Source organism: Pseudomonas sp. 1L-C-7-B-C1 (genome assembly GCF_057291635.1).
Window position 1 is genome coordinate 62,234 of sequence record NZ_JBXAWH010000015.1, and the last position, 15,659, is coordinate 77,892.

Sequence of the window (15,659 nt, forward strand, 5' to 3'; positions counted from 1 at the left end):
TTCCTTAAAGACTGTTGATCAGCGTGCTGAAAATGGCTTGAGCCGCTTTGATGATCTGCGACGAGGCGGTGTAGTACTGCTGATACTTGACCAGGTTGGCGGCTTCTTCATCCAGTGACACACCGGAAACGCTGTCGCGCGCGGTCTTGGCCTGGGTCAACACCGCGGTGGTCGCCGTGGTGTCATTCTTGGCCTGGGCGGCCTTGCTGCCCACCGTGGTGATCATGTTGGCGTTGGCACCGCTCAGGCTCATGCCGGTGCCGTTGCCCGCTGCGGTGTCGAGGGTCTGTTTGGTTTGCAGGGTCCCCACCGATACCGCGTTGCGGTTGTCCGAGGACCCGGCGCCGGTCATGGCGATGCTGTAGGTGTCGCCGCTGTTCGGCTTCCCGGCGATGGTCATCCCTAACTTGAACGACTGCGCCGCACCCGACGAGTCGGTGTAGCCCACTTCCAGACTGATGTCGTTGGACGAGCCCGGAACCACAGAGCCGGTGATCGCGTTGCCGGACTTGTCTTTGACCGCCACACCTTGAGCATCGACCAGCGAGTAGCTCTGAGCACCATTGGTGACATCGCCCATGAGCAAACGCATCGGCGTCGACGCTGTGAGCGCATTGCGCAGATCGGCAGTGGCCGTCGGATTGTAGATGTCGGCCTGGGTCGACAACACGGGCTGGGTGAACGTGCCCGAGCCTTTGCTCACGATGGAGCTACCGGTCAGCGGACTGGCCGAGGCGATGGCTTTCGGGTCGGTCATCACCACCTTGATGCCGTCAGCGCCGGTTTTGGTCGGGCTGATCTTGAAGCTGTCACCCTCGGTGGAGGTGCCGTTGAATTTCAGCGAGAAGCCGTCGATGACCGGCGCCGAGGTGGCGGCGGTGTTGTAAGAACCCATGTCCTTGCCGTCCGGCAGACGCTTGACGCTGTACTGGCCGCTGGCATCGGTGAACGTCACCTGATAATCGTTGGTCTGCAGCGCGCCGCTGTTGGCAATGGACACCGCGAAGTTGCCCGACGACTGATCGTTGGTCTTGTTGGCAAGGCTGCGCTGGCTGGTCAGGCTTGGGTCATTGACGCTGACGAACAGGTTGCTGCCGAAATTGCCGTTGGCGTCCACACCCTGGTTGAGCTGGCTGTTGATCTGATCGGAGGCGACCACCGCCAGACGGCCCAGCTCGCTGGCGGCTGGCTGCAGCACTTCACTGCGATACCGCAGCAGACCGCCCAGGGAGCCGCCGGTCACCACGCTTGAGACATCGACGACGTTGTTCTGATATTTCAGTTTCAGCGCGTACACGCTCGGGTCGCTGTCGCTCGGCACTGCGCTCAATGTGTTGGCGGTGGTGCCCGTCACCAGCGGCTGGCCGGTGCCGATATAAACGTCATAGCTGCCGTTGGTTTCAACGACCTTGGCGCCCACCAGTTCATTCAACTGGCGTACCGCTTCCGTACGCGAATCGAGCAATGTATTGGGCTGACCGCCGGAAGACTGGGCCTCGGTGATCTGCTTGTTGAGGATGGCAATGGACGACGCCAGTGCGTTCACCTGCCCTGTTGCCGTGGTCAGCTGGGTGTTGATGCTCGCGTTCTGGTCCTTCATCTGCGACGAGATGGTGTTGAACTGACCGGCCAGGGCCGATGCACTGGTCAGAAACGTCGTGCGGGCCGCGTTGTCGGTCGGCTTGGACGCGAGGGCGCCCAGGTCAGTGAAAAACTTTGCCAGCACGGTGCTGACGCCGGTCGAGCTGTCCGACAGGATCGAGTCGAGCTTGCTGGCCTGGCTCAGGTACGCGGTGGCATCGGCGTTGAGCGATGTACTGGTCTGCAATTGGTTATCGAGGTAGCCGTTGTAGATGCGGCGCACGTCGGACAACGTCGTACCGGTGCCGATGAAGCCGACGCCGATATTCTGCTGAGCCCCGGCGGTGGTCATCACTTGCTGACGCGAGTAGCCCTGCGTGTCGACGTTGGCAGTGTTGTTGCCGATCGTCGTCATCGCTGCGCTGCTGGCGGTGAGTCCCGAAAGCCCGATTGAGATCAGTGACATGGTTCAAACCTTATAAAGTCGTGGAAGAGCCCGAGGCGGATGCGTAGGTCTGGTAGCTCTTCATCTGTTTCGCTATCTGAGAAATCTTGCTGGCATAGGACGGGTCGGTTGCGTATCCGGCTTTCTGCAGCTCTTTCACAAACTGTTCCGGGCTATCGGCTGATTTCAGGGTTTCTTTATAGCGACTGTTGTTCTGCAGGAAGCTCACCAGGTCGTGGAAACTGCTGGCGTACGAGTCATAGGCACGGAAATCCGCCGTTTCCTTGACCATCTGGCCGTCGCGGAACTCACTGGTAATTGCACGTGCTTCCGGTCCTTTCCAGCCGCCCTGGGCCTTGATGCCGAAGAGGTTGTAACTGCTGCCGCCATCGGACTGACGCATGATCGATTTGCCCCAGCCGGTTTCCAGCGCGGCCTGGGCCACCAGCACGCTTGGGTCGACGCCGATGCGGGCCGCAGCGTCTTTGGCCAACGGCATCATCGTGGCGACGAAGTCGTCTTTGTTGGCGAACGCACTCTTGCCCGGCGCCAGCGGCGTCTGCACGCGGCTGCGCACATAAGCGTCGGCATCCGCGGCGTATTGCGGCCCGACCGTCCAGTCGCCATTGCCCTGGGAGCCCGCGCTTTTCGCGGCTGCCACGGCATTGGATACGGCAATCCGGTTTTTCAGTGTGGTGGCGCTGGCGGCAGGGTACTGGGCACCCGATGCATTCGGCACGATACCGGCCATGATGCGGTCGCTCAGCTTGCTTGGCAGCGACAGGCGACGGGAATTGAGCGCCGCCACGTCGTTATGCACCGCGCCGTCGCCGGCGTCCGGAGCCGTCACCGCACGGCTGGCCCACAGCGGCCGTTGAGCGATACGCGTGGCCAGGCCGGCTTGCGCAGGCGCGTCGGCTTTGCCCTCGACCTTCGCCTCCGTTTTGCCACCGGACACAAGCCCAGTGCTGGCCGGTGCAATTTCAGCGCCTTTGTTTTTCGACAGTTGACGCATGAGCACGTCCTGCAGACCGATGCCGCCACCCTCCCGGGACATGCTCACCGACAGTTGCTGGTCGTACATGTCCTGATACTGCCGCGTCGCCGCGGTGTTCATCGGGTTGTCCTTGGCCAGCACTTCGTTGGCCGAACGCATGGCCTTGAGCATCTGGCTGACGAACAGCGACTCGAATTCCTGCGCGACTTTCTTGAGGTTGCCCTCGCTGTCGCGATCACCGGTTTTCATGGCCGTCAGACGATTGAGGTCGGTATACGCACCTGAATCACCGGAAGAAACGCCGCCGCTTGGAATGCTCATTCAGATTGCCTCTTAAATCACAATCAGGTCGGCTTGCAACGCGCCAGCCTGTTTCAGTGCTTCGAGAATCGCCATCAAGTCGCCTGGCGCTGCGCCCACCTGGTTAACCGCGCGGACAATTTCATCCAGCGTGGTGCCCGGACCGAACTTGAACATCGGGTGCATTTCCTGCTGGGCGTTGATCTTCGACCGTGGGACTACAGCAGTCTGGCCGTTGGAGAACGCGCCCGGCTGACTGACGATCGGGTCTTCGGTGATGGTCACGGTCAGGCTGCCGTGGGTGACGGCTGCCGGCGAGACCTTGACGTTCTGGCCGATCACGATGGTGCCTGTGCGCGAATTGATGATGACCTTGGCGGAGGTCTGGCCCGGATCGATTTCCAGGTTTTCCAGCACCGACAGGTAATCAACACGCTGGTTGGGGTCCAGCGGCGCGGTGACCCGCACAGAGCCGCCGTCCAGCGCCTGAGCCACGCCAGGGCCAAGCATGTCGTTGATCTTGTCGACGATGCGCTTGGCGGTGGTGAAGTCGTTGCGATTGAGGTTCAGGGTCAGGGAGTTGCCCTGGTTGAAGCCACTCGGCACGGCACGTTCAACCGATGCGCCGCCGGGAATACGACCGGAAGACGGAACGTTGACGGTGATCTTCGAGCCGTCGCGGCCTTCGGCATCAAAGCCGCCGACCACCAGGTTGCCCTGGGCCACGGCATAGACGTTGCCGTCGATCCCCTTCATCGGGGTCATCAACAAGGCACCGCCGCGCAGGCTTTTCGAGTTACCGATGGACGACACGGTGATGTCGATCTGCTGACCCGGCTTGGCGAACGGCGGCAGGTCGGCGTACACGGCCACGGCCGCGACGTTTTTCAGCTGCACGGTGCCGGAACCCGCCGGCACCTTGATGCCGAACTGCGAGAGCATGTTGTTGAAGGTCTGCAGGGTGAACGGCGTCTGGGTGGTCTGGTCACCCGTGCCGTTGAGCCCCACCACCAGACCGTAACCGATCAACTGGTTGGTCCGTACGCCGGAAATGCTGGCGATGTCTTTCAGGCGCTCGGCGTGGGCGCCCAGTGCGGTGGTGAACAGCAGCGCTGCCGCTATCAGTTGCTTGAACGTGATCATGGCTATCCCGCTATCAGAAAGGGAACAACGGGCTGAGGAAGAATCGGTCGAACCAGCCTGGCTGACTGGAATCGGCAAACGCGCCTGTACCGGAATAAGTGATGCGTGCATCGGCAATACGGGTCGACGACACGGTGTTGTCGGTGGCGATGTCGTCGGCGCGAATCAGGCCGGCGATGCGCACCAGTTCGTCACCGGTGTTCAGGGTCATCCACTTCTCGCCGCGCACCAGCAGAATGCCGTTGGGCATCACGTCAGCGACGGTCACGGTGATCGAGCCGGTCAGGCTGTTGCTTTGCGCGGCCTTGCCGTCGCCCTTGGTGGCGCGGTCGCCGCTGTAGCCGGCGTCCAGGCTGAGGTTGCCGCCACCCACCGGGTTATTGGTGCTCACGCCCGCGCCAAACAGCGAGGTCAGGCCGAGGCTGGTCTTACTGGTCTTGCTGATGCCGGAACTGGCGGCCTTGCTGGCGGCCATGCGCTCGGACAGGGTGATGGTGATGATGTCACCCACCCGATACGCTTTGCGGTCGCCATACAGGTTTTGTTCGAAACCGGCCTGATAAATCGAACCGTTGCTGGCCGCTGATGGCAGCGGCGTGCGCGGCAACACCGGCGCGTAATAAGGGTCATTGGGTTTGGCCGCAGGCGCAACGCAGCCGGTCAGCAGCGCGATACCGCACACAGGAGCTGCCAACAGGGAAAGCCGCAATACAGAGAGCCGTTTCATGACACTTAAAACCTCGCGGTGTAGCAGGCGCTTTTCAGGCGCCCCTTGGAATTGATCAGGTGTTTCGCAGCAGGACATCATGCGTTTCAAGAAGGGCTTACAGGTTCTGGGTCACGTACTGCAGCATCGAGTCAGCGGTCGAGATCACTTTGGAGTTCATCTCGTAGGCACGCTGGGTGGTGATCATGTTCACCAGTTCTTCAACGGTGCTGACGTTGGAGTTTTCCAGGGTGTTCTGCTTGACCACGCCCAGACCGTTGAGGCCCGGCGTACCGACCTGGGGCGCGCCGCTGGAAGCGGTTTCCAGGTACAGGTTGCCGCCCTGGGATTGCAGGCCGGCCGGGTTGATGAAGTCGGCGGTCTGTACGTTGCCGATGATCTGCGGCGTGGCGGCGTTGGCCGATGTGGTGACCGAAACCGTACCGTCTTCGCCGACGGTGAAGGTCTGCGAGTCCTGCGGAACGACGATCGCCGGCTCCAGGGCGTAGCCATTGGAGGTCACGATCTGGCCGTTGCTGTCCAGGTGAAACGTACCGTCACGGGTGTACGCCAGGGTGCCGTCAGGCTGACGGATCTGGAAGAAACCGCGACCGTTGACCGCCATGTCCAGCGGCTGATTGGTGGTCTGCAGGCTGCCGGCGGTGAAGTTTTTCTGGGTGCCGACGATGCGCACACCGGTACCCAGTTGCAGGCCCGAGGGCAGCTCGCTGTCCTGAGTGGACTGGGCGCCTGGCTGACGCTTGATCTGGTAGAGCAGGTCCTGGAATTCCGCACGGTCGCTTTTGAAACCGGTGGTCGAAACGTTGGCCAGGTTGTTGGAAATGGTCGTCAGGTTGGTGTCCTGGGCGGCCAGACCGGTTTTAGCAACATAGAGTGCCGGAAGCATGTTTGAATCTCCTCGAGCGCCTGTTTATCGGCGCAAGCTGTCAGTCATTAGCCCATTTGCAAGACGCGAGCCATCGACTCGTCATCCTGCTCGGCGGTCTTCATCATCTTGATGTGCAGTTCGAATTGGCGGGACAAGGCCAGTACCGAGGTCATCTCGTCGACGGCGTTGACGTTGCTGGCCTGCAGAAACCCGGATTCAACCTGAACCGTAGCGTCGGCTTGCGCCGGTCTGCCGCTTTTGGTGTGCATCAGGCCGTCGGGGCCTTTTTCCATGGTGGTCTGGTCGCCTTTGACCAGCTTGATGCGGTCGATCTGGGCCATGACCTGGGGGCTCTCGCCCAGCGAGCGAACGCTGATGGTGCCGTCAGCGCCGATCTCGATCTGCTGCTGCGGAGGCACGGCAATCGGCCCGCTGTTGCCCATGACCGGCAAACCATTGCCATCACGCAACACGCCGAGGGCGTCGATGTTCATGCTCGAGGTGCGGGTGTAGGCTTCGCCGCCGTCAGCCGTCTGCACCGCCATCCAGCCGTCGCCTTTGACGGCGACGTCCAGTTCGCGGCCGGTGTCGACCATCGCGCCCTGGCTGAAGTCAGTGCCCGGACGTTCGCTCATGGCGTACGCCCGGGACGGGTTGACCTCGCCGAACACGGGCATGGAACGCGCCTGCTCGAGGTCGCGCTGAAACCCGTTGGTCGAAACGTTCGCCAGGTTGTTGGCATGGGCCTTTTGGGCGATGGCGTTTTCCGACGCTCCGCTCATGGCCACGTATAGCAACTTGTCCACAGTCTTCCTCCTCCGACAGACGCTTGCCGCCTGTAGCTGTACTGAACAGGTCTTAGCAATAATCGAACCAGTTTTTCAGCGGAGAGACAAAGCGTTGATTCTTCAACGATTCCGGTCGTATTTGGCGGACTGGGATCCGGTGTGAGCCGCCCCGCGACAGCAGACTGCCGGTTTCCTGCAGATTGACGGCAGCGAGCGCCAGAAAACTTTCCATGGGGGGTGCGAAACTTGCAGCGTTTTGTGAATTCGCTTCAGTCGCTACGGAAAACTGTCATGGGTCTGCGCATCGCCCTGCTCCTCACAACAATCGCTTGCTCGCTTGCCGTATGGGCGGCACCGGCGCCCTATTTCCTCTGGCAAGGCGCCCACCGCACGGTCTGCGCCCAGACCAGCCCCGGCGAAGGCTGGACGCGGATCAGCGCCGCGTATGTGAAGTCGGATTGTTCGATTTGAAGGGCGCTGTTTTAGTAGGAGCGCGGCTTGTTCCGCGATCTGGCGCGCAGCGGCAGTAAACCTGACGCCTTGACAACGCCTGACACGCCTCACGCACCGGTTGTACTGCCGCTGCGCGCCAGATCGCGAGCAAGCTCACTCCTACAGGTTCCGCAGCGTCCGCAGAATTTAGCGCAGACCAAACCTGTGCCTGACCTTGCGCAGATTCCGAGCCAGACGACGATCAAATGTAGGAGTGAGCTTGCTCGCGAAAGCGGTGTGCCTGTGACGAATCAATCGCCTGGCACGCAGCATTCGCCAGCAAGCCGGCTCCTACGGATTCTGTGTCCGCCGAAGATTACGTGCGTTGCCGAGATCCAGTGTAGGAGCGAGCTTGCTCGCGAAGGCGGTTTGCCTGTGACGAATCAATCGCCTGGCACGCAGCATTCGCCAGCAAGCCGGTTCCTACGGATTCTGTGTCCGCCGAAGATTACGTGCGTTGCCGAGATCCGGTGTAGGAGCGCGCTTGCTCGCGAAGGCGGTTGGCCTGTGACGCATCAATCGTCTGACACCCCGCCTTCCCGGCTAAAGCCGGTCCCACATTCGTGTTCCCGTTAAATCCGGCATCAGGTCGCGCGTATCAACGTCTGCATCAGTTCCGCCTCCGTGGACAGGGTTTTCGAGTTCGCCTGATAGGCCGTCTGCGCCTGGATCAGCTCCACCAGCTCATTGGTCAACGTGACATTGGAGCCCTCCAGCGAGTGCCCGATGACGCTGCCCAACGTGCCGACACCCGGGGTGTCGTAATTGGCGACGCCGGAGGCCAGGGTTTCGACCCAGCGCGTGTCGCTCACCGGCTGCAGTCCCTGGTTGTTGGCGAAGCTGGCGAGCATGACCTGGCCGACGTTGCGATGCTCGCCATTGCTGAACCCGATCATCAGCATGCCGCTTTTGTCGACCGTCAACTGAGTGGCCTGCCCTGCCGTGTGCCCGTCAATGACGATGTTGCTGCTGCCCGTGGCGGCGTTGTGCTGACTGATGTTGTTGAAGTCCATGACAATCCCGTCAGCATTTCCCACCGCGCCGTTCGCCACCCAACGCCCGCCTGGCTTGTTTCCGTCCAGAGGCTTGGCCGGCACCCAGCCACTGAGGGTCAGGGTGTTGTTGGCGGCGGTCAGCCACTGGCTGCCCGTCAGCGACTGCAGCGAGCCGCCGGAGTCGAACAGCATGCTCGCCGTCGACGGCGCCGTGCTGGCCGGGTCCTGCGGGTTGCGCCCGTCGATCAGCGTATGCATCTTCCAGCTGTTGCTGCCGTCTTTGACAAAGTACTGGGTCATCTCGTGGCGCATGCCCAGGCTGTCGAACACGCCGTAGGTGAACGCCTTGGTGTAGGTGGTGATGTCCGCAGGATCGAACGCCGGTACAGGCCGTGGCATGAGCGGGTCGGCCGGGTCGAGCACAGGCAGGCCGCCGTCCAGCAGCGGCAGTGAGATCGGTCCCGGAGAAGGCGCGGGGCTGGCGGTCCAGGTGCCATTGACATTGACCGCCGGGCGCCATGTCTGCAGGGACAACTCGGTGTCGGAAATCATCTTCACCGCCGCCGTCGCGCCGGTGACCGAGAGTCTGCCGGCCGCAGACACCTGCAAACCCATCTCCAGCGGCGCGGTACTGGTGGGGTCCAGCGGATTGACGCCGTCGATGAGAAGGTAGGACGTCCAGTTCTTGTCTTCGGTCTTGACGAAATAGTGCTTGAGCTCGTGATCCGTTGGCGGGACGCCGGCGTCTTGGATCAGCCGCCCCGTGACCCGGGTGTACGTGGTCGGGTCGCCGGGGTCGAAGCGCGGGATGGCGCCGAGTGACGTCGACGCCGCGTTCAGGTTGAGGGTCTGCTCCATCTTGCCGGTGGCTTTGGGCGACATGCCGGCGGCGTCAATCTTCAGATCCGTGCGAACGCCGCTGATCACCTTCCCGTCGTCCGTCACCCCATAGCCCTGCAAGCGGCTGCCGTGGGAGTCGACGACAAAATTCTGCGCATCCTTGATAAAGGCCCCTGACCGGCCGTAGCTGATGGAACCGGCGTCACTCATGACAAAAAAACCGCTGCCCTGAATGCGCATGTCTAGCGCCCTGCCCTCGCTGGTAATGACCCCGCCGGGCGCAAAGTTCTGCGAAACGTTGGCCACTTGAACGCCGTCACCTGCGGCCGTACGACTGCCGCCGAGCATCGATGAGGAATAGACCGCCGAGAACTCGGCGCGCGAAGATTTGAAACCGGAGGTGTGGACGTTGGCGATGTTGTTGCCGGCCACTTCCATGCGCTTGTGCGCCGCATGCAAACCAGAAACCGCTGTGTTGAATGACATGAACACTCCCTGAGTCGTTGTTCAACGACACGTTCGTCGATGCATCGAGATCGCGGGCAAAGGAATGCAATCGAAAGGGCCCCGTAGATGGCGCCGCTCAATGGCATTTATTTGTCAGCGAACTTGATTCTCGCAAAGACGAAAGTAGGAAGTTTCCAGTTGTAGAGTGGGACGGCTCCCGATATTTCCTGCCAAAAAAAGGCATAAAAAAAGCCCCTCAAAGAGGGGCTTCATCGAGCGTATCCAGCGACCGTTATCAGGTCATCTGAATGATGGTCTGCATGATGGTGCTTTGCGTCGAAATGGTCTTGGCGTTCGCCTGGTAGTTGCTTTGCGCCTTGATCAGGTTGACCAGCTCACCGGTCAGGTCGACGTTGGATTCTTCCAGCGCCTGCCCGGTCAAGTAACCCAGCGTACCCGACTGCGGCGCGCCCGTGACCGGAATGCCCGACGCGGACGACTCGCGCCAGTTGGTGCCGCCTGCCGGTGCCAGACCCTGCACGTTGGCGAAGTTGGTCAACGACACTTGGCCGATCACCTTCGACTGACCATTGGTGTAGGTCGCGAACATGTTGCCGGTGGCGTCGATGTTCATGGCCGTGATCTGGCCGGTGGCGTAACCGTCCTGAGTCTTGCTGATTGCACCGGACACTGCGTTGGTCTGGGTGGTGGCCAGCATGTTGAGCTTGATCCCGCCCGCATTCGCGGCCGCGCCATTGCTCGACCATGTGGTGGTGCTGCCGACAGTGGTCTTGGCAGCCGGCACCCAGTTGTTGATAGAGAAGATCCCGTCCGTGCCCACGCTCACGTTGGGCGAGTTGGTGGTATCCGGGCCGCCGGCGCCGCTGGTGATCAAGCCACCCGACGAATCGAAGGTCACGGCTGTGGCGTCAGCTTTGGTAGACGTTGGATCGTTGATGCTGCGGCCGTCGACCAGGCTGTACATGGTCCAGGTATTGGTGCCCGTCTTCGAAAAATACTGGTCGAGGGTGTGCTGGTTGCCCTGGCTGTCATACAGCGGCGTGCTGTAGGTCGTGGTGTAGCTGTTGGTGTCCGATGGCGAGAAGGTCGGAACCGTCGGCGAGGTGGACGAGGAATTCAGGTTGGAGGCAACTGTGATGACACCCGTGCTTTTCGGCGCCAGGTTCGAGGAGTCGACACGCAGGTTGCTCAGCACGCCGGTGGCGACATTGCCCTGGCCGTCAACGCTGTAGCCCTGCAGGTTGTTGCCGGCTTCGTTGATGACGTAGCCATCGGTGTCGGTGTGAAAAGCGCCCGCACGGGTGTACAGCTTCTCGCCGTTGTTGCTCAGCATGAAGAAGCCGTTGCCGTTGATCGCCAGGTCCAGGCTGCGGCCGGTACCGGTGTTCAGGGTGCCCTGGGTGAACTGCTGCGACACGGCGGCGGTGGAGACGCCGCTGCCGGTGTTGGTGCCACCGGAGGTGCCGCGAATCGATTGGGCGTACTGGTCAGCAAACTCCGCACGGGAAGATTTGAAGCCGGTGGTCGCGACGTTGGCAATGTTGTTGCCGGTGACGTCCAGACTTTTGTTTGCTGCGTAGAGCCCACTAAGACCAACATTGAAAGACATGATTAACTCCTGCGCCGTCTAGTCGGCTCTAAATTCCGATTTGCTTGATATTTGCCAGTGCCACCTGGGTGCCGCCGGCGAGGTTCAACGTCATGTCAGAGCCCGTTGTGCCCATGGTCACGCTGTTCACTGTCGCCGGCAGGTAGGTGCTCAGCTGAGTGCCTTTACCGTCCAGCTTGCCGTTGGCGACGAAGCTGTAGTTGCCCGCCTCCACCGCCGCGCCGCTGTCGTCCTTGCCATCCCAACTGAAGGCTGTGGTACCCGCCTTCTGTGTGCCCAGGTCGATGGTGCGCACGACGTTCGTGCCGGTGCTGTCGTAAATCTTCACCGTCGTGTCGGAGCTGGACGATGGCAGCACCACGGAACCGGTCATGGCCTTGCTGGTGTCGACGTAGGTCGACCCTGCGTCCACGGTCACCGAACGGCCGACCAGCGACGAGGCCTGCAACGCCTGGGACGACTGGTACATGGTGCTGATCGAGTCGACCGAGGTGCTCAGGTTCTGCATGGTTTCCAGGCTGCTGAACTGGGCCAGCTGCGCCACGAACTCGCTGTTGTCCTGAGGATCGAGCGGGTTCTGGTTCTGCATCTGCGTGACCAGCAACTGCAGGAATGAATCCTTGCCCAGCGAGCTGGACCCGGTGAGGCTGCTCGTGCTGGATTTGGTGCTGGTGCCTGTGGTTCCAGGGGTCGTGCTTTGCAGCCCCTTGAGGAACGACGAGGTAGCGTCTGTGTTTGAGACCGTCATGGATTTCGCCCTTTATCACTGACCCAGGGTCAGGACCTTCTGCATCATGGTTTTCGCGGTGTTCATGATTTCCGCGTTGGTCTGGAACGAGCGGCTGGCCGAGATCATGTCGGCCATCTCGTTGACGACGTTGACGTTCGGGTAATACACGTAGCCGTTCTTGTCGGCTGACGGGTGATTTGGCTCGTAACGTGCTTCGAGGTTTGAGGCGTCTTCGACGATGCCGGACACCTGTACGCCGACGCCGGCCTGACCCTGCTCTTCAAACAGCGATGAGCTGCCACCGGATTCCTGACCCTGGAAGACCGTGGCGAACACCGGATGTCGGGCGCGGTAGGTCTGGTCCATGCTGGAGGACACGGTTTCGGCGTTGGCAATGTTGCTGGCCACGGTGTTGAGGCGGGTGTTCTGGGCACTCATGCCGCTACCGGCAATATTGAAAACACTGGACAGGGACATGGATTACTCTCCGCGCAGGGCTGCAACCAGCCCTTTGAATTTGCTGTTGAGCAAGGTGAAGCTGGCCTGAAAACCGATGGCGTTTTCGGCGTAGTTCGCATTTTCGACCTGGGAGTCGACGGTGTTCTGGTCAAGCGACGGCTGCGACGGGGTCCGGTAGAGCAGGCTGGCTTCGCCATCGCTCATGCCTTCGGCTTCGATGTGACGGTTGTTGGTCATGTCGAGGGCGAAGTGGCCGTTGTTGCTCTTGTCGCTTTGGGCGGCCAGGACTTTGGAGAAGTCGAGGTCACGCGCCTTGTAGTTGGGGGTGTCGGCGTTGGTGATGTTGTTGGCCAGCACTTCAGCACGCTGGGCGCGGAAGTTGAGCGCTTTTTCGTGGATGCCGAGGGCGTTTTCAAAACTGATGCTCATGTCGGGACCTTTGAGGGCTGACCAAATGTACGTGCAGGAGTTATAGCAAGGTGCGTGCCACATGCTAAAAGCGCGTGTTTCCGGGGGCTGCAGGGGTGTTGGTGCGGGGTGATGACAGAAAAGCGGCAAGGGATTTCCGCTCCGGGGGAGGAAAGCGGCAAGCGCGGTGCCGTTTTTTTGCCGTATTGCGCTATCGCTCGCGAGATCAGAATCAAGATCAAGATCAAGATCAAGGGCGTCTGCCTGGGGGCAGACTGTTTCGGCTTCGCCGAGTTACTTGGAAAAGCACCCCAAGTAACCAAGGGTGCTTGCTCCTGGTTGGGCCCGACTTCGTCGGGTTCCCTCACTCCGACGACGCTCCGTGGGCCCGCGCCGAACGGACATCCATGTCCTGACGGCGCTCTCGCCGCATCCATGCGGCTCGGCCCACTCCGCGTCGTCTGCGTTCGGCCTGCACCCAAGTCGCGATTGTTGTCTTCAGCGCTATCTGCGTACGAAGATCAAGATCAACAGCAGAACAAGATCAAGAGCTTCCCGGCTGAAGCCTTTGATCTGCTTCTGATCTGCTTCTGATCTGCTTCTGATCTGCTTTTGATCTTGATCTTCATATGCAAAAGGCTCAGTCACCGCCAATCGCGACTTGGGTGCAGGCTGAACGTAGGTCTCGCGCAGTGGGCCGAGCCGCAGGGATGCGGCGAGAGCGCCGTCAGGGCATGGATGCCCGTTCAGCGCGGGCCCACGGAGCGAGACCGGAGTGAGGGTACTCCGACGAAGGAGGAGCCCAACCAGGAGCAAGCACCCTTGGTTACTTGGGGTGCTTTTCCAAGTAACTCGCCGAAGGCGAAACACGAGGCCGTTAGGCCGAGGCCCTTGACTCACATAAAAAAACCCGCCTAAGCGGGTTCTCATCAAATCAAAAGCAGAGCCAATCACTTGGCCTGATAAATAATCCCGGGACTGCACTGCACCATCTGGTAATGATCGGGCAACCCGTTCAACGCCTCCGACGCCCCAAGGAACAAATACCCCCCAGGCTTCAACGTCGAATGGATACGCAACAAAATATCCTTCTTCACCTCCGCCGAAAAATAAATCAGCACGTTGCGGCAAAACACCATATCGAACTTGCCCAACGCCGCATAACTGTCCAGAAGATTGAACGAACGAAACTCCACACGACTCTTGATCGGCGCTTTCACCGTCCAGCGCCCTGGCGTCTTCTGATCAAAGAAACGCTGCAGACGGTCCGGCGACAACCCCCGGCCGATGGCCAGACTGTCGTACTCGCCCGTCTTGCAATTGTTCAACATCAAACCCGACAAATCCGTCGCCACAATCTGCGCGCCCGACTTCAACTGCCCCGGGTTACTGCGCTCGAACTCATCGATCGACATCGACAGCGAGTACGGTTCCTGCCCCGACGAGCACGCCGCCGACCAGATCCGCAAACGCTGATTGGGGCTGGCCTTGATCGCCTCCGGCAACACCTTGTTCTTCAGCACCTCGAAGGGGTACGTATCGCGAAACCACAACGTCTCGTTGGTGGTCATCGCATCCACCACCTGCTCGCGCAACCCGCTGCGCGGCTGGGTCTGGATACGCTGGATCAGCTCACCCAACGACTTGATGGACTGCTGTTCCATCAACTTGTTAAGGCGGCTGGAGACCAGATACTGTTTATTTTCACCCAGCAAAATGCCACAGGCTTTTTCCAGGAACACCCGGAACTGATCAAAATCCAAATTACCTGTCGACATGCCGCCTCTCAAATCATGTGAACAGCAAGGAGGAACACCCCTCCTCAGCTGATATCTGCCGCCTTGATACGATCTACCACCCTCGCCGCCAGATCGTCCGGCCGGAACTTGGCCAGGAAGTCATCAGCGCCGACCTTCTTGACCATCGCCTGGTTGAACACGCCCGACAGCGAGGTGTGCAACACGATGTGCAACTTCTGCATGCGCGGGTCGCTGCGAATCTCCGCAGTGAGGGTATAGCCATCCATCTCCGGCATTTCAATGTCGGAGATCATCATCAAGAATTCTTCTTCCGGTTTCTTGCCTTCGTCTACCAGTTTGCGCAGGAACTCGAGCGCCTGACGACCGTCATTCAACGCCGTGACTTCCACGCCGACAGTCTGCAGGCAGCGCGTCACCTGTTTGCGCGCCACGGAGGAATCATCGACCGTCAACACGCGCAACGAGAGCGCCTTGTGCTGCACCTCCGCCGTGACTACGCCGACCGAGATGTTTTCGGAGACTGGCGCTACCTCGGCAAGGATCTTCTCTACGTCGATGATTTCCACCAACTGATTGTCCAGACGCGTCACCGCCGTGAGGTAGTGGTCGCGACCGGTTCCCTTGGGAGGCGGGTGAATGTCTTCCCAGTTCATATTGACGATGCGTTCCACCGCATGCACCAGGAAACCCTGAATCTTGGTGTTGTACTCCGTGATGATCACGAAGGAATTGGCGATGTCGCTCAACGGCTTGCCGCCGGTCGCCAATGCCAGATCAAGGATCGGGATGGTCCCGCCACGAATATTTGCCACGCCGCGCACAATCGGACTGGATTTGGGCATGTGGGTAAGTTTCGGGCATTGAAGCACCTCTTTTACCTTGAACACGTTGATCCCATACAACTGCTTGCCGTCCAACCGGAACAGCAACAGTTCAAGGCGGTTCTGCCCTACCAGTTGAGTGCGCTGGTTTACTGAATCCATCACACCAGCCATGCACCACTCCTCCCAAAACGACCAATTGCGCTACCGAATCGGTAAGCGGCACGG

At 60.4% G+C, this 15,659-nt stretch carries 15 protein-coding genes; 2 read left to right on the forward strand and 13 right to left on the reverse strand.

Translation table 11 applies throughout. The features are described 5' to 3' along the window. Positions 1 to 4: 4 nt before the first annotated feature. The 6 genes from flgK to AC0Z8Z_RS21895 all read right to left on the reverse strand — a co-directional run bounded on the left by flgK (position 5) and on the right by AC0Z8Z_RS21895 (position 6,867). Positions 5 to 2,047: a flagellar hook-associated protein FlgK gene (flgK, locus tag AC0Z8Z_RS21870; RefSeq protein ID WP_122624316.1), complete on the reverse strand. Its 2,043-nt coding sequence runs from the start codon at positions 2,045 to 2,047 to the stop codon at positions 5 to 7. Between the two features lie 10 nt (positions 2,048 to 2,057). Continuing rightward, on the reverse strand, positions 2,058 to 3,344 hold the full coding sequence (gene flgJ, locus AC0Z8Z_RS21875) for a flagellar assembly peptidoglycan hydrolase FlgJ (RefSeq protein ID WP_485620478.1): 1,287 nt from the start codon (positions 3,342 to 3,344) through the stop codon (positions 2,058 to 2,060). A gap of 12 nt (positions 3,345 to 3,356) precedes the next feature. Further along, positions 3,357 to 4,466 carry a flagellar basal body P-ring protein FlgI gene (locus AC0Z8Z_RS21880; protein ID WP_074893047.1) on the reverse strand — a complete coding sequence of 370 codons (1,110 nt, stop codon included), beginning with the start codon at positions 4,464 to 4,466 and terminating at the stop codon, positions 3,357 to 3,359. 13 nt (positions 4,467 to 4,479) lie between these two features. After that, complete coding sequence (flgH, locus tag AC0Z8Z_RS21885) at positions 4,480 to 5,193, reverse strand: flagellar basal body L-ring protein FlgH (RefSeq protein ID WP_122534854.1); 714 nt, start codon at positions 5,191 to 5,193, stop codon at positions 4,480 to 4,482. 97 nt (positions 5,194 to 5,290) lie between these two features. Further along, positions 5,291 to 6,079: a flagellar basal-body rod protein FlgG gene (gene flgG / locus AC0Z8Z_RS21890; protein WP_122534853.1), complete on the reverse strand. Its 789-nt coding sequence runs from the start codon at positions 6,077 to 6,079 to the stop codon at positions 5,291 to 5,293. 47 nt (positions 6,080 to 6,126) lie between these two features. Next, a complete protein-coding gene (locus AC0Z8Z_RS21895; protein ID WP_122534852.1) occupies positions 6,127 to 6,867 on the reverse strand; it encodes a flagellar basal body rod protein FlgF in 741 nt (246 codons plus the stop codon). Between the two features lie 273 nt (positions 6,868 to 7,140). Between AC0Z8Z_RS21895 and AC0Z8Z_RS21900 the strand changes: the two genes are divergently transcribed. Continuing rightward, positions 7,141 to 7,320, forward strand: coding sequence for a hypothetical protein (locus tag AC0Z8Z_RS21900; RefSeq protein WP_172612881.1), 180 nt, complete (start codon positions 7,141 to 7,143; stop codon positions 7,318 to 7,320). A gap of 605 nt (positions 7,321 to 7,925) precedes the next feature. Here the strand turns inward: AC0Z8Z_RS21900 and AC0Z8Z_RS21905 are convergent. The 5 genes from AC0Z8Z_RS21905 to flgB all read right to left on the reverse strand — a co-directional run bounded on the left by AC0Z8Z_RS21905 (position 7,926) and on the right by flgB (position 12,871). Further along, entirely contained in the window at positions 7,926 to 9,662 is a 1,737-nt protein-coding gene (locus tag AC0Z8Z_RS21905; protein ID WP_485620479.1) for a flagellar hook protein FlgE, read from the reverse strand. Between the two features lie 256 nt (positions 9,663 to 9,918). Continuing rightward, the gene (flgE, locus tag AC0Z8Z_RS21910) at positions 9,919 to 11,253 is read right to left on the reverse strand and encodes a flagellar hook protein FlgE (protein WP_485620480.1); all 1,335 of its coding nucleotides are present in this window, start codon (positions 11,251 to 11,253) and stop codon (positions 9,919 to 9,921) included. A gap of 28 nt (positions 11,254 to 11,281) precedes the next feature. Next, a complete protein-coding gene (locus AC0Z8Z_RS21915; RefSeq protein WP_122534848.1) occupies positions 11,282 to 12,001 on the reverse strand; it encodes a flagellar hook assembly protein FlgD in 720 nt (239 codons plus the stop codon). 15 nt (positions 12,002 to 12,016) lie between these two features. Further along, positions 12,017 to 12,460 (reverse strand): flagellar basal body rod protein FlgC, encoded by a 444-nt coding sequence (flgC, locus tag AC0Z8Z_RS21920; protein WP_122624313.1) that lies wholly within the window; start codon positions 12,458 to 12,460, stop codon positions 12,017 to 12,019. Positions 12,461 to 12,463: 3 nt separating this feature from the next. Further along, positions 12,464 to 12,871 (reverse strand): flagellar basal body rod protein FlgB, encoded by a 408-nt coding sequence (gene flgB, locus AC0Z8Z_RS21925; protein ID WP_485620481.1) that lies wholly within the window; start codon positions 12,869 to 12,871, stop codon positions 12,464 to 12,466. Positions 12,872 to 12,982: 111 nt separating this feature from the next. Between flgB and AC0Z8Z_RS21930 the strand changes: the two genes are divergently transcribed. Continuing rightward, positions 12,983 to 13,444, forward strand: coding sequence for a hypothetical protein (locus AC0Z8Z_RS21930; RefSeq protein ID WP_485620482.1), 462 nt, complete (start codon positions 12,983 to 12,985; stop codon positions 13,442 to 13,444). Positions 13,445 to 13,800: 356 nt separating this feature from the next. Here the strand turns inward: AC0Z8Z_RS21930 and cheR are convergent, their stop codons facing one another. Together cheR and AC0Z8Z_RS21940 are read right to left on the reverse strand one after the other, a co-directional pair. After that, positions 13,801 to 14,628 carry a protein-glutamate O-methyltransferase CheR gene (gene cheR, locus AC0Z8Z_RS21935; RefSeq protein ID WP_122534844.1) on the reverse strand — a complete coding sequence of 276 codons (828 nt, stop codon included), beginning with the start codon at positions 14,626 to 14,628 and terminating at the stop codon, positions 13,801 to 13,803. Between the two features lie 44 nt (positions 14,629 to 14,672). Then, positions 14,673 to 15,605, reverse strand: coding sequence for a chemotaxis protein CheV (locus AC0Z8Z_RS21940; protein ID WP_122534843.1), 933 nt, complete (start codon positions 15,603 to 15,605; stop codon positions 14,673 to 14,675). Between the last annotated feature and the right edge of the window lie 54 nt (positions 15,606 to 15,659).

What these genes read in the sequence shown, in the direction of transcription:
- flgG (WP_122534853.1), bottom strand. Translation starts at nt 6,079, where the DNA reads ATGCTTCCGGCACTCTATGTTGCTAAAACCGGTCTGGCCGCCCAGGAC.
- flgE (WP_485620480.1), bottom strand. Translation starts at nt 11,253, where the DNA reads ATGTCTTTCAATGTTGGTCTTAGTGGGCTCTACGCAGCAAACAAAAGT.
- AC0Z8Z_RS21940 (WP_122534843.1), bottom strand. Translation starts at nt 15,605, where the DNA reads ATGGCTGGTGTGATGGATTCAGTAAACCAGCGCACTCAACTGGTAGGG.
- AC0Z8Z_RS21905 (WP_485620479.1), bottom strand. Translation starts at nt 9,662, where the DNA reads ATGTCATTCAACACAGCGGTTTCTGGTTTGCATGCGGCGCACAAGCGC.
- flgC (WP_122624313.1), bottom strand. Translation starts at nt 12,460, where the DNA reads ATGTCCCTGTCCAGTGTTTTCAATATTGCCGGTAGCGGCATGAGTGCC.
- AC0Z8Z_RS21915 (WP_122534848.1), bottom strand. Translation starts at nt 12,001, where the DNA reads ATGACGGTCTCAAACACAGACGCTACCTCGTCGTTCCTCAAGGGGCTG.
- flgK (WP_122624316.1), bottom strand. Translation starts at nt 2,047, where the DNA reads ATGTCACTGATCTCAATCGGGCTTTCGGGACTCACCGCCAGCAGCGCA.
- flgH (WP_122534854.1), bottom strand. Translation starts at nt 5,193, where the DNA reads ATGAAACGGCTCTCTGTATTGCGGCTTTCCCTGTTGGCAGCTCCTGTG.
- flgB (WP_485620481.1), bottom strand. Translation starts at nt 12,871, where the DNA reads ATGAGCATCAGTTTTGAAAACGCCCTCGGCATCCACGAAAAAGCGCTC.
- AC0Z8Z_RS21900 (WP_172612881.1), top strand. Translation starts at nt 7,141, where the DNA reads ATGGGTCTGCGCATCGCCCTGCTCCTCACAACAATCGCTTGCTCGCTT.
- AC0Z8Z_RS21880 (WP_074893047.1), bottom strand. Translation starts at nt 4,466, where the DNA reads ATGATCACGTTCAAGCAACTGATAGCGGCAGCGCTGCTGTTCACCACC.
- cheR (WP_122534844.1), bottom strand. Translation starts at nt 14,628, where the DNA reads ATGTCGACAGGTAATTTGGATTTTGATCAGTTCCGGGTGTTCCTGGAA.
- flgJ (WP_485620478.1), bottom strand. Translation starts at nt 3,344, where the DNA reads ATGAGCATTCCAAGCGGCGGCGTTTCTTCCGGTGATTCAGGTGCGTAT.
- AC0Z8Z_RS21930 (WP_485620482.1), top strand. Translation starts at nt 12,983, where the DNA reads ATGACAGAAAAGCGGCAAGGGATTTCCGCTCCGGGGGAGGAAAGCGGC.